Source organism: Aquabacterium sp. (assembly GCF_021768455.1).
Lineage (GTDB): Bacteria > Pseudomonadota > Gammaproteobacteria > Burkholderiales > Burkholderiaceae_C > Aquabacterium.
Window position 1 is genome coordinate 22,958 of the sequence record NZ_JAIZVX010000023.1, and the last position, 12,310, is coordinate 35,267.

The window sequence follows — 12,310 nt, forward strand, 5'->3', positions numbered from 1 at the left end:
CGTTGCGGTACAAGGACTCAGAAGGACACGGCCAGGCGAGCCCACAGTTGGGTGGATTCACGCTGCATGGACGAAGGCAGCCAGGCCGGCTGGCTGGCGAACACATCCAGCGACAATCCTTGCCAGACGGCGCTGGCGCCCAAGGTGATGCCTCCCAGTCCACCCGAGGGCACACCGGTGGCGCGGTTGCGCACGTGGCCCATGTCCAGGGCGGTGTACACACGGCCGTTCACGGCCTCGGAGCCGCTGCCAAAGCGCGTGGGCACAAAGAGCTCGTTGCGCCAGACCACCCCTCGGTCGCCGCTCAAGGTGTTGCGCGTGAAGCCACGCACAGTTGACAGGCTGCCAATCAGCATCTGCTGGGCGCCATACAGGGTGTCCCATGCATGCTGGACGCTCAGCTGGCTGGACCAGCCCAGGCTCGTCTCACCAGCCCAGAACTCCCGGTTGTAGGAAACGTCCACGGTGGCCTTGCGGAACTGGGCACGGGGTGCTTCGCGATCCAGACCGTCGGCATCGCGCTTGGCCGACAGCCAGTTCAGGCCTTGGGCGTACACCAGCTGTCCCGTCAGGAAACCCTGTGCGACCACGGTGCTGCCGCCTGCGCCCAGTTCGGCATGGGTGAGCGTCCGGCTGCTGGTGCTCAACAGCTCACCTGCGAGGCGGTTGCGGGTCTCCTGCGTGCTCAAGCGACCCAGCAGCTGCGCGCGTGACGATTGGTCACGGTAGACCACCCGCTCGATGTTGGCGCTCGTTGTGGCGGTGTCACCGTCTGTGCGCACGGCCTGACCCGATGGCAGGCTGAGCACATTGACGTAGTCGGACACCGAGACATTCAGTCCAAGCGAATGGTTGCCCCAGGGCATCCAGACGTCCAGGCCCGTACTGGTCGAGGCATGTTTGCCGCGGCCGTCCAGCCAGGATTGGCGACGGCTGAGCACCCAGCGTTCGTTGAGGCCAAGTGGCGCGTCGGCCGTGAGGTTCAGAGAGAGCGCATCCTGCCCCGTGCTCTTCGAGCCCTGATTGTCGAAGGAGAGCTGTCCTCGCACCGCAGGGCGCTTCGCGTTGCGCAACACGACCACACTGCGGTCAGGCTGTGTGCCGGGTTCGATCTCCATCGTCGTGTTGTTCGAGCCCAGGCGATTGGCCTGCTCGATGCCTTGTTCGAGGTCGCGGAGGTTGAGGACTTCGCCAACCTCTGTCGGGAAGAGCCCCGTCAACCAGAGGCGAGAGCCGCCATCGCCCTCGATGCGGAAGGCCTCGATGCGCCCCTCGGCGACGTCCAGCACCAGCCGGCGACTGCCCAGTTCCTGTGCAGGGAGGTAGACCCGAGTGGTCACCATGCCTCGGCTCACGTAGGCCTGCGTCAGTTCGCCCATGAGGTGCTGGATGTCGGCTGCCTTGAGGCAGCGTCCTGCGTGCGAGGCCTGGATCTCCATCAGTGCTTGGCGACCCAGGTGGTCGGCGCCCCGCAAGGCGATCTCGTCGATGGGCCAGCAAGGGGCATGGGCCTGACCGGTGGCAGGTGGGAGCGGAGGCTGGCGCAGGTCGGCGCCTTGCACGGCTGACTCCGCGGGTTTGGCCTGATCCTGCAAGGCCTTGAGCCGCTCTTGCTGTTGCCTCTGGAGCAACTCGGACTGCCTTTCGATGGCACCCAGACCGCCAACCTGCGCCCAGACCTGTCCGCACAAAGTCAGCCCGCAGGCCCACCACACCGCGTGGCGACGCGCCTGGATGACCCATGTCTCACGGGGCGTTCCCGTTGCCTTCCAATCCAACATGCCTCAGCACTCCATTCACCATGACGCTGGGGGGCGCGCCAAAGCGTTGGAGTATCCAAATGCATCGTTGAATCAGCGTTGAATTTGCCCTTGAATTGGCAGTGCGCGCCACTTGCGGCCCCCTTGTTCAAGGGGTGTGCTGCGGGGGTGTTGGGTTTTTGCTCATCACTTGGGTGAACAGCGCCGAGGCCACATGCCCCGCCAGCCACCCTTTCAACGCAGGCAGCGGCGCTTGCACCCACCAGGCCGCGTCCACCATGGCGAACTGCCGCACGAAAGGCAGCAGGGCCATGTCGACCAGGGTGGGGTGCTCGCTCAGGAGTTGGGGTGTGTCGCGCAAGCGGGCGTCCAACGGGGCCAGCACGTCGGCCACGGCCTGGTCCCGCCAGGCCGACTGGGGCTGTGCCGGGTGCCGCTCGGGGTATTTCCAGGCGTCGAGCAGGCGCTTGAAGGGACCGTCGTTCTGGGCGATCAGGGCCTGGGCCTCTGGTGTGTCGGCGCCCTCCAGCCAGCCGTGTGGGTCGTGCTGCGCCAGGGCCCAGCGCATGATCGCCAGGCTCTGGTCGATCACCTCGCCACTGGGCAACTGCAGCACCGGCACCGTGCCCTTGGGCGAGATCGCGAGCATGGCCGCCGGCTTGGCCTTCAGCGCCACCTCTTCCTGTTGCACCACCACCCCTGAGGCTGCGATGGCCAGCCTCGCACGGATGGCGTAAGGGCAGCGGCGGAAGGTGTAGAGCAGGGGCGCGGTGGGCACGGTGGGCCCTTCAGCGCTGAAAGTGCCCGTCGCGGTCGATGATGGCGATGTCGACCAGGCTGGCCCCGGTGTGGTCCTTGGGGCTGTAAGCGACCTCCAGGCCGCCGAGGTCGAGACGCATGCCTTCCAGCGCCTGCCGCAGGCTCTCGCGCGTGGGGTTTTTGCCGGCCAGTCGCAGGCCTTCGACCAGCACACGGGCCGCGGCCATGCCTTCCAGCGTCGCCTGGCTGAGCACCATGCCGGGCAGGGGGGCGACCAGGGCTGCCGCCTCGCGCACGAAGGGGTGGCGGGTTTGCCTTTCGGAGGGGAAGACCTGCGTGACCACCACCCCGCGGGCCTGATCGCCCAGGGCCTTGACGAAACCGGCCGATGCGTTGTTGGACAGCGTGAAGGCCTGGGCGTGGCTGCCCGAGGCCCGCAGGGCATGGATGCCTTCGGCCACGTGGGCGGCCGAACCGATGAAGAGCACGGCCTGGGGATCGGCCTTGTTCAGGGCGGGCATCAGGCTGGCGAACTCGGGCTTGTCGCGCTTGTATTTCTGCCAGCTGACGGGCGTTTCGCCCTTGGCGCTCAGGGCCAGGATGGCGCCCTGCACGGCGTCTGCGCCAAAGCTGTCGTCGACCTGCACGATGGCCAGGCGGGTCATGCCGCTGAGGCCGATGTGCTCGACCACGCGGCGCGTTTCGCCCTGGTAGCTGCTGCGCACGTTGAAGACCCAGGGGTGCACGGGCTTGTGCAGGCTCATGGCGCCGCTGGACGGGCCGACCAGGGGCACGCCCTGGGCCTTGAGCAGGGGCAGCAGGGCCTCGTTGTGGGGCGTGCCGCGGGTCAGAAAGAGGGCGATCACGCCATCGTCGATCAGTTGGCGGGCCAAGGTCACGGTGCGCTCGGGCACGAAGCCATCGTCTACCGAGAGCAGCTCGATGCGCTGGCCGTGCACGCCACCCTTGCGGTTGACCGCGTCAAACACCAGGCGGGCGCCTTCGGTGGCCTCCTTGACCCCCGGGGCCACCGCCCCGGTGAAGCCCGCAGGCTGCCCGATGCGGATCTGGGCGGCGGCCCAGGCGGGCGCCAGGCCGATCAGGCCGGCGAGCAGGCAAGGCAGGAGGCGCCGTGCGCGAGGGCGCCGCGGCAGATCGGTCAGGCTGGGCTTCATGGGCGATGACGGAGGAGCGTGGCGCGCGGGCGTGAGGGCGCCCGGCAAGGGCCGGAATATAAGCTGCCACGGGCGCCGTGCCAGGGCAGGCATCCCCTGGGTTGTGGTGCCGCGTCAACGGCCGGCTGCCGCTTCCAGCATCTGGTGCACGTCGTGCGTCATCACGGCCAGGAAGAACAGCAGGCCCAGGTAGATGCCGCCGTAGGCCAGCCGGGTGCGGGGCGAGGCGGTGTAGTAGCCGGCGTGAGCCGGGTCGCCATGGCGGAAGCGCCAGGCCTGCATCACCTGGGGCGCGGCCAGCAGGGCGATGATCAGCAACAGCGGGCTGGGGTCGTTCCAGAACAGGCCCAGCAGAATGGGCACGCCCAGCAGCCACAGGCGTGGCGAGAGCACGGCCGTGATGCGCCCGCCATCCAGTGGCGACAGTGGGATCAGGTTGAACAGGTTCAGGAAGAAGCCGCTGTAGGCCACGGCCAGCAGCCACAGCGTGTCGGGCGCCATGTCACGGGCGTAAAAGTAGCAGGCCAGGGCACCCAGGCTGCCGAGCAGGGGGCCGCCCAGGCCCACATAGGCCTCGGTCTCGGCGTCGTGCGGCAGCTGCTTGAGCTCGATCCACGCGCCCAGGAAGGGGATGAAGGTGGGCAGGCCCACGGGCAGGCCGCGCTGGCGGGCCGCGATGTAGTGGCCCATTTCGTGCACGAAGAGCAGGCCGATGAAGCCCACGGCATAACGCCAGCCGAAGATGAAGGCATAGACCACCAGCGAGATCAGCATGGTCCCGCCCGAGAGCAGCACCTTGCTGAACTTGAGCCCGCCGAAGACCAGCAGGGCGATCTGCCAGAGTCGGCCCATGCTTCAGCCGCCCCAGACGACCTGGGAGGCGCCTTCGTTGTGGGTGACGCGGCCTTCGGCCACGCTCAGCTGGCCTTCGATGAACCAGCGCACGGCGCGCGGGTAGATCAGGTGCTCTTGCGGCAGGATGCGGGCGGCCAGGGCGTCGGCCGAATCACCGGGCAGCACGGGCACGGCGGCCTGGGCCACGATGGGACCGTGGTCGAGCTCGGCCGTGACGAAGTGCACGGTGGCGCCGGCCAGCTTGCAGCCGGCGTCGATGGCGCGCTGGTGGGTGTGCAGGCCGGGGAAGGCCGGCAGCAGCGAGGGGTGCACGTTCAGCATGCGGCCCTCGTAGCGGCGCACGAAGCCTTCGCTCAGGATGCGCATGAAACCGGCCAGCACGACCAGGTCGGGCTGGTGGGCGTCGATCAGGCGGGCGAGTTCGGCATCGAAGGCCTCGCGGCTGTCGAAGGCCTTGTGGTCGAGCGCGGCGGTGGGGATGCCCTGGGCCGCGGCCCAGGTGAGGCCGGCGGCGCTGGCCTTGTTGCTCAGCACGGCGGCCACGCGGGCGGGCCAGCCCTCGCGCGCGCAGGCCTGGACGATGGCCTCCATGTTGGAGCCTCGCCCGGAGATCAGGATGACGATGTTTTTCATGCGGCCTGAAGTGTAGGCCCATGGTGCGGTGCCTGCGCAAGCCGAGGTGGCACGAGGAACAATCCGCAGGCACGGCCCGGCGAGCATGACGCAGGCGGTGCGCCACCCTGCACCGTTGCCCATGTCGTCACGGCGTTGCCAAACAGGAGGGACATGGCTGCTTGCGTTTACACGGTGCTCTTGGGGGGATACGAGCGACTCAACGAGCAGCCTCTGGCAGCAAACTCGCGCTGGCCTTTCATCTGCCTGACGGATGACCCCTGCTTGGTCAGTCAGACGTGGCAGATCCGGCGGATCGACCCAGCGCTGCCCGGTGATCTGCCCAGGAGCCAGCGCGAGGCCAAGTTGCTGCCCCACCGTTACCTGTCGGAGTTCGATCGTTCCCTGTACATCGACAACAGCGTGATGCTGAAAGCCCTTCCCGAGGAAATCGACGCCCGTTGGGCAGGCTCCTCTGGCCTGCGGCTTTGTGAGCACAGCTTTCGCAAGACCGTGGCCGATGAGTGCGCCGAGGTGGTTCGGCTGCGTCGGGATGACCCGAGCCGGGTGATGGAGTGGCTGTGCCTCATGAGGCGTCTGCAGCCCCAGATGCTGTCGAGGCGGCCCATCTGGGGCGGCATGCTGTTGAGGGACCATCACCTTCCCCTTGTGCAGCGCGCCATGTCGAGGTGGTACGAACTGGTGCTTCGCTACTCGAGACGTGACCAGTTGTCGGCCTGGTGGGCCTTTGATGCCGTCGGGCTGAAACCGGACGTGCAGCGCATCGACAATCTCGATGCGTGGTCGCACAACTGGCCCGTGGTCGAGGCTCGCGACGAGCAATTGGCGAACTTCGACCCTCTTGACCTGCAATGGCCGCCGGATGACATCAGGGCACTGTTGGCCAAACTGGCCCGGCTTGAACGGGAAAACGCTCGCTTGACGACCCAGATCGAATGGCATCGGAAGCACCAGGCGCGCACCTGGTTCAGCGTCTCCAAACCCAAGATTTTGCGGTGACCTTGCGCCTGTGCTGCGACGGCCCGCGTCCTACAATCCCGCTTCCCTGCGCACTCCTTGCCTCCGCCCGCCATGACCCAACGCGTTCTCACCGGCATCACCACCTCCGGCATCCCCCACCTGGGCAACTATGTGGGCGCCATCCGGCCGGCCATCCAGGCCAGCCGCGAAGCCGGGGTCGAGAGCTTCTTCTTCCTGGCCGACTACCACGCGCTGATCAAGTGCGACGACCCGGACCGCATCGAGCGCTCGCGCCTGGCCATTGCCGCCACCTGGCTGGCCGCCGGCCTGGACACCAGCCGTGTCACCTTCTACCGCCAGAGCGACGTTCCTGAGACCAATGAGCTCAACTGGCTGCTGACCTGCGTGACGGCCAAGGGCCAGATGAACCGTGCCCACGCCTACAAGGCCTCGGTGGACGCCAACGTGGCCGCCGGTGAAGACCCGGATGCCGGCGTGACCATGGGCCTGTACTGCTACCCCATCCTGATGGCGGCCGACATCCTGCTGTTCAACGCGCACCGCGTGCCCGTGGGCCGCGATCAGATCCAGCACATCGAGATGGCGCGTGACGTGGCCCAGCGTTTCAACCACGTCTTCGGCAAGGGCCGCGAGTACTTCGTGCTGCCCGAGGCCGAGGTGGACGACAACGTGGCCGTGCTGCCCGGCCTCGACGGCCGCAAGATGAGCAAGAGCTACGACAACACCGTGCCCCTGTTCGAAGGCGGCAGCAAGGCCCTGAAAGAGGCCATCGCTCGCATCGTGACCGATTCGAAGCTGCCCGGCGAGCCCAAGGACCCCGAAGGCGCCCACCTGGTCACCCTGTTCGACGCCTTTGCCGACGAGTCCCAGCGTGCGGCCTTCCGCGCCGATTTGATCGGTGGCCTGGGCTGGGGTGAGGCCAAGCAGCGCCTGGTGAACCTGGTCGAAGACCACATTGGCCCCATGCGCGAGCGCTACGAGGCCCTGATCGCCCACCCGGAGCAGATCGAAGAGACCCTGCAGGCTGGTGCCGCCAAGGCCCGCGCCATCGCCACACCTTTTGTGAACGAGTTGCGCCAGGCCGTGGGCCTGCGTCGCATGGTGGCCCTGCGCGCCCCCGCCCAGGCCGAGGCCAGCGAGGCCAAGGCGGCCGTGCCCGTCTTCAAGCAGTACCGCGAGGCCGATGGCCAGTTCTACTTCAAGCTGGCCGCGCACGACGGCCGCCTGCTGCTGCAGAGCCAGGCCTTTGCCGATGGCCGTGCCGCCGGAGGCTGGGTCAAGCGCTTCAAGACCGAAGGGGCTGCTGCCTTGAGCGAGGCCCTGGCGGGCCCGGTGGCCCTGGCCGATGGTGTGGCGCAGGCCGAGGTCGAGGCGGCCCTGGCGGCGCTGCTGGCGTCGCTGGCCGACGCCGCCTGAGCGGCGGCGCCCCCTCCGCCTCGTCCGCAGCAGACACCATGCCCGGCATCCACATCACCGACATCGAGGCCGCCATCAACTGGTGGCGCGAACGCGAGCCCTCGACCACCGAGGGCCTGGGCCTGTGTGAGCCCCTGCGCGCCCTGGCCGAGGTCTACGCCCTGCTGGTCTATTTCAAAGAGACCCAGTGCGACGAGGACACCATGCCGCGCGCCGCCCGCGAGGCCTGGCTGGCCTGGTACGACACCACGCCCGACACGCCCTGCATCGCCATCTGCTCCACCAGCCAGGGTGACGACCTGTGCAAGGGCTGTGGCCGCACCTTTGACGAGGTGCAGCTCTGGCCCGAGATGACGCCCGCCGAAAAGCGCGGCACCTGGCGCCGCATCACGCTCGAGGCCAGCGCGTGGCGCTTCAACCGCTACGCCGAACGCGCCCGGGAGGGCGTGACGCCGCCCGCGCCGCCGGTGGGCTGAGCCCATCGGCCAGGGCCGGGGCCCTGCATCCCGCGCCGCCAAGGCCGCCATTCGCGCCCACCGAGGCGCGTTTCGTCGCGCGCCCCTGGTGACGCGTCGCCTGGCCCGCCACCATGGGCCCATGGACACCTCACCCTACCTCCTCCTCAAGACCCTGCACCTCGTCGGCGTGGTGCTCTTTCTGGGCAACATCGTCGTCACCGGCTGGTGGAAGGTCATGGCCGACCGCACCCGCCACCCACAGATCGTGGCCTTTGCCCAGCGCCAGGTCACGCTGACCGACTGGGTGTTCACGGCCGGAGGCGCCACGCTGCTGGCCATCGGCGGCCTGGGCAACGCCCACCTGCATGGGCTGGACCACCAGCACGTGCGCTGGCTGGCCTGGGGCTACTGGAGCTTCATGGTCTCCGGGGTGCTGTGGGTGGCCGTGCTGATCCCGGTGCAGGTGCAACAGGCCCGCCTGGCCCGCGCCTTCGCGGACGGCGACCCCATCCCCGAACGTTATTGGCAACTCGGCCGCATCTGGATGACCGTGGGCAGCGTCGCCACCGTGATCCCTTTTACCGCCATCTGGTGGATGGTGGTCAAGCCGGTGGCCTGAGCGCCGCTGCGAGAGATGTCCCGCTGTCACCCCGCAACCTGCAACCTGCAACCCGAGAGGACCTTGTCATGTCGAACGCCACCCTGTCTGCCGACACCGCCACCCTGGACGAACTCGCCCGCCGCCATGCCGCCCGCAAGGCCAGTGTGCTGACCCACGCCAGCGTGTACGTGCTGGTCAATGCCATGCTGATCGCCTGGGCGCTCTGGCGCGGCCGCCCTGTGCACCCGGGCCCCTTGCTGGGCTGGGGGCTGGGCCTGGGCATCCACGCCCTGGTGGTCTGGCCCCGCCTGGGCGACCGCTTCATGCGCCAGCTGGTCGAGCGCGAGCGCCGCGCCCTGGAGCGCGAGGCCGCGGGTCGCTGAGGCCCCGGCCTGCGGCGATACTGTCCCGATGTCGACGAGCCCGATCACCCCGCCCCCCCACGCCATCGACCGCCTGCTGGCGTCACGCTGGGTCCGCCACGGGCTCATGGTGCTGGCGTTCAACAGCGTGATGTCGGTGCTGATGGCGCTGCAGTCCGGCAAGCCCTGGTCGCTGGTCTGGGTGCACGCACAGTGCATCGGCCTGACGATCTGGCTGCTGGTCGAGCCGCTGGCGACCTGGCTGGACCGGCGCGGCGTGTCATCTCGTGCCCTGTGGCTGCTGCTGGTGCCGGCCTGCGTGGTGGTGGGATACCTGCTGGGTCACAGCCTGGCCGATGTGTTGCTCGGTCGGCCGGGCTGGCAGCTGCGCAAGGGAGTGGGGCCCGAGTGGCTCAAGGAAGGCTCGCTGAGCCTGATGGCCGGGGTGAGCGCCACGGCCTTCTTCTTTTTTCGCCACCGCCTGGCCCACATCCGCGCCGAGGCCGAAGCCGCCCGCCGCCTGGCCGCCGAAAGCCAGCTGCGCCTGCTGCAGGCCCAGCTGGAGCCTCACATGCTTTTCAACACCCTGGCCAACCTGCGCGCCCTGATCGGCCTGGACGCCACCCAGGCCCAGGCCATGCTCGACAGCCTGATCGCCTTCCTGCGTGCCACCCTCAGCGCCAGCCGCCAGAGCGCCCACCCGCTGGCCGACGAGTTCGCCCGCCTGGCCGATTACCTGGCCCTGATGCAGGTGCGCATGGGCCCGCGCCTGCAGACCCGGCTGGACCTGCCCGAGGCCCTGCGCGACTGGCCCGTGCCGCCACTGCTGCTGCAGCCTCTGGTGGAGAACGCCATCCGCCATGGCCTGGAGCCCAAGCGCGAAGGCGGCATGCTGAGCGTGTGCGCCACCCTGGACGGCGAACGCCTGTGCCTCACGGTGCGCGATACCGGCCTGGGGCTGGTGAAGGCGGTGCAGGATGGGCACACGGGTGGCCCTTCGGCGCTCACCGGCACCGGCACCGGCACCGGCTTTGGCCTCACGCAGGTGCGCGAGCGCCTGGCCACCACCTGGGGCGAGCAGGCCACGTTCACACTGGTGCCCGCGGCCGAAGGCGGCACCGTGGCCACACTCCGGCTGCCTCGCCTGCCCGCTGGCACCGGCTCCTGACAAGCTGAATGAATGCCGCCCCTCTGCGCGACCCCTCCCATGCACGCCACCGCCCTCATCGCCGAAGACGAACCCTTGTTGGGCCAGGCCCTGCGGCAGGAGCTCGCCCGCTGCTGGCCTGAACTCGAAGTCCTGGCCCTGGTGGGCGATGGCGATGCGGCGGTGGCCGAGGCCCTGCAGCGTCGCCCGCAGATCGTTTTCCTCGACATCCGCATGCCCGGCCTCGATGGCCTGCAGGCCGCCCAGGCCCTGAGCGAAGACTGGCCGGACGATGGCCCGCCCTTGCCCCTGATCGTGTTCGTCACCGCTTACGACCAGCACGCCGTGGCCGCCTTCGAACAAGCCGCCATCGACTACGTGCTCAAGCCCGCCCAGCCCGAGCGTTTGCAGCGCACGTGTGAGCGCCTGCAGGCGGCACTGTCGAGGCAAGCCGCTGTGGCGGCCGCCGCATCCGCATCGGTCTCTGTATCCGCACGCCCGCAGGGCTCAGGCGAAGCCGAGGCCCTGATGCGCCAACTCCACGCCCTGCTGGCCCACAGCGCCGCCCACTCTGGCCACGCTGACCGCGCGACGCCCGCCGCCACCGAGCCCCCCCTCACCGTGCTCCAGGCCAGCGTCGGCAGCACCATCCACCTGGTGCCCGTGGCCGAGGTGCTGTGCCTCGAGGCTGCCGACAAGTACGTGCGCGTGCTCACGGCCAGCGCAGAGCACCTGCTGCGCACCTCGCTCAAGGAGCTGATGCCGCGCCTGCCGCCCGGCGTGTTCTGGCAGGTGCACCGCGGCACCCTGGTTCGGGCGGAGGCCATCCGCACCGTGCGCCGCGAAGACAACGGCCGCTGCACCCTGAGCCTGCAGGGCCGCGCTGAGCCCGTCGGGGTCAGCCGGCTCTATGCGCACCTCTTCAAAGGCATGTGAGCCGGTCGGGCATGGGCCTCGATAGAATCCCTGCATGAACGCCCCGACCGACGACACCAACGCTCCCTCCAAACCCAGCAACTTCCTGCGCGGCATCATCGACCGCGACCTGGAACAGGGCACCTATGCCAGCCGCCGCTGGGCCGGCAGCCCGGGCGACGCCGCCCACCACGCCGCCGGTGAACCCGATCCCGCCCGGATCCGCACCCGTTTTCCGCCCGAGCCCAACGGCTACCTGCACGTCGGTCACGCCAAGAGCATCTGCCTGAACTTCGGCCTGGCGCGCGACTACGGTGGCGTCTGCCACATGCGCTTTGACGACACCAACCCCGAGAAGGAAGAGAAGGAGTACGTCGACTCCATCCTCGACGCGGTGACCTGGTTGGGCTTTGGCTGGGATTCGGCCTACAACGGCAAGACCGAAAGCCACCTCTACTACGCCAGCGACTACTTCGACTTCATGTACCGCGCTGCCGAGGCCCTGATCTCGGCCGGCCTGGCCTACGTGGACGAGCAGACGCCCGAGGAGATGCGCGCCAACCGTGGCGACTTCTCCACCCCCGGCAAGGACAGCCCTTTCCGCACCCGCACACCGGACGAGAACCTGGCGCGCTTCCGCGAGATGCGCGATGGCAAGCTGGCCGATGGTGCCGCCGTGCTGCGCGCGAAGATCGACATGGCCTCGCCCAACATCAACCTGCGCGACCCGGCCATCTACCGCATCCGCCGTGCGACCCACCACAACACGGGCGACACCTGGTGCATCTACCCGATGTACACCTTCGCCCACCCCATCGAAGATGCACTGGAGCAGATCACCCACTCCATCTGCACCCTCGAATTCGAAGACCAGCGGCCCTTCTACGACTGGCTGCTCGACAACCTGGCCACGCTGGGCCTGCTGCAGCAGCCCGTGCCACGTCAGTACGAGTTCGCCCGTCTGAACCTCACCTATGTGATCACCAGCAAGCGCAAGCTGCGCCAGCTGATCGACGAGAAGGTGGTCGAGGGCTGGGACGACCCGCGCATGCCCACCATCGTCGGCCTGCGCCGCCGTGGCTACACGCCCGAGGCCATCCAGCTGTTCGCCGAACGCATTGGCGTGACCAAGTCCGATTCCTGGATCGACTACAGCACCCTCGATGGCTGCCTGCGCGAGGACCTCGAGAACAAGGCCCACCGCGGCATGGCCGTGCTAGACCCGGTCAAGCTGGTGCTGACCAACTG

General features: G+C 68.6%; 13 protein-coding genes. 8 read left to right on the forward strand and 5 right to left on the reverse strand.

Annotated features, from left to right (window positions below; translation table 11 throughout):
• Positions 1-17: 17 nt before the first annotated feature.
• From QZ994_RS05120 to purN, 5 genes are all read right to left on the reverse strand, one after another.
• A complete protein-coding gene (locus QZ994_RS05120) occupies positions 18-1,781 on the reverse strand; it encodes a ShlB/FhaC/HecB family hemolysin secretion/activation protein (RefSeq protein WP_290869146.1) in 1,764 nt (587 codons plus the stop codon).
• 127 nt (positions 1,782-1,908) lie between these two features.
• On the reverse strand, positions 1,909-2,538 hold the full coding sequence (locus QZ994_RS05125; RefSeq protein WP_290869149.1) for a glutathione S-transferase: 630 nt from the start codon (positions 2,536-2,538) through the stop codon (positions 1,909-1,911).
• Between the two features lie 10 nt (positions 2,539-2,548).
• Positions 2,549-3,694 (reverse strand): ABC transporter substrate-binding protein, encoded by a 1,146-nt coding sequence (locus tag QZ994_RS05130; protein WP_290869152.1) that lies wholly within the window; start codon positions 3,692-3,694, stop codon positions 2,549-2,551.
• Between the two features lie 114 nt (positions 3,695-3,808).
• On the reverse strand, positions 3,809-4,546 hold the full coding sequence (locus tag QZ994_RS05135) for a site-2 protease family protein (RefSeq protein WP_290869155.1): 738 nt from the start codon (positions 4,544-4,546) through the stop codon (positions 3,809-3,811).
• Between the two features lie 3 nt (positions 4,547-4,549).
• Positions 4,550-5,182, reverse strand: coding sequence for a phosphoribosylglycinamide formyltransferase (purN, locus tag QZ994_RS05140; protein ID WP_290869158.1), 633 nt, complete (start codon positions 5,180-5,182; stop codon positions 4,550-4,552).
• A gap of 264 nt (positions 5,183-5,446) precedes the next feature.
• Between purN and QZ994_RS05145 the strand changes: the two genes are divergently transcribed.
• From QZ994_RS05145 to glnS, 8 genes are all read left to right on the forward strand, one after another.
• Positions 5,447-6,181, forward strand: a complete 735-nt coding sequence (locus QZ994_RS05145; protein WP_290869161.1) for a glycosyltransferase domain-containing protein — start codon at positions 5,447-5,449, stop codon at positions 6,179-6,181.
• Positions 6,182-6,253: 72 nt separating this feature from the next.
• Positions 6,254-7,579 (forward strand): tryptophan--tRNA ligase, encoded by a 1,326-nt coding sequence (locus QZ994_RS05150; RefSeq protein WP_290869164.1) that lies wholly within the window; start codon positions 6,254-6,256, stop codon positions 7,577-7,579.
• A gap of 38 nt (positions 7,580-7,617) precedes the next feature.
• A complete protein-coding gene (locus tag QZ994_RS05155) occupies positions 7,618-8,055 on the forward strand; it encodes a DUF3717 domain-containing protein (RefSeq protein ID WP_290869167.1) in 438 nt (145 codons plus the stop codon).
• 121 nt (positions 8,056-8,176) lie between these two features.
• Complete coding sequence (locus tag QZ994_RS05160; RefSeq protein ID WP_290869170.1) at positions 8,177-8,656, forward strand: DUF2269 domain-containing protein; 480 nt, start codon at positions 8,177-8,179, stop codon at positions 8,654-8,656.
• A gap of 68 nt (positions 8,657-8,724) precedes the next feature.
• Positions 8,725-9,021 carry a 2TM domain-containing protein gene (locus QZ994_RS05165; protein WP_290869174.1) on the forward strand — a complete coding sequence of 99 codons (297 nt, stop codon included), beginning with the start codon at positions 8,725-8,727 and terminating at the stop codon, positions 9,019-9,021.
• Between the two features lie 28 nt (positions 9,022-9,049).
• The gene (locus QZ994_RS05170) at positions 9,050-10,168 is read left to right on the forward strand and encodes a sensor histidine kinase (protein WP_290869177.1); all 1,119 of its coding nucleotides are present in this window, start codon (positions 9,050-9,052) and stop codon (positions 10,166-10,168) included.
• 39 nt (positions 10,169-10,207) lie between these two features.
• Positions 10,208-11,083 carry a LytTR family DNA-binding domain-containing protein gene (locus tag QZ994_RS05175; protein WP_290869180.1) on the forward strand — a complete coding sequence of 292 codons (876 nt, stop codon included), beginning with the start codon at positions 10,208-10,210 and terminating at the stop codon, positions 11,081-11,083.
• 34 nt (positions 11,084-11,117) lie between these two features.
• Positions 11,118-12,310 (forward strand): glutamine--tRNA ligase (glnS, locus tag QZ994_RS05180; protein WP_290869183.1); only part of this gene is annotated, 1,193 nt, incomplete at its 3' end.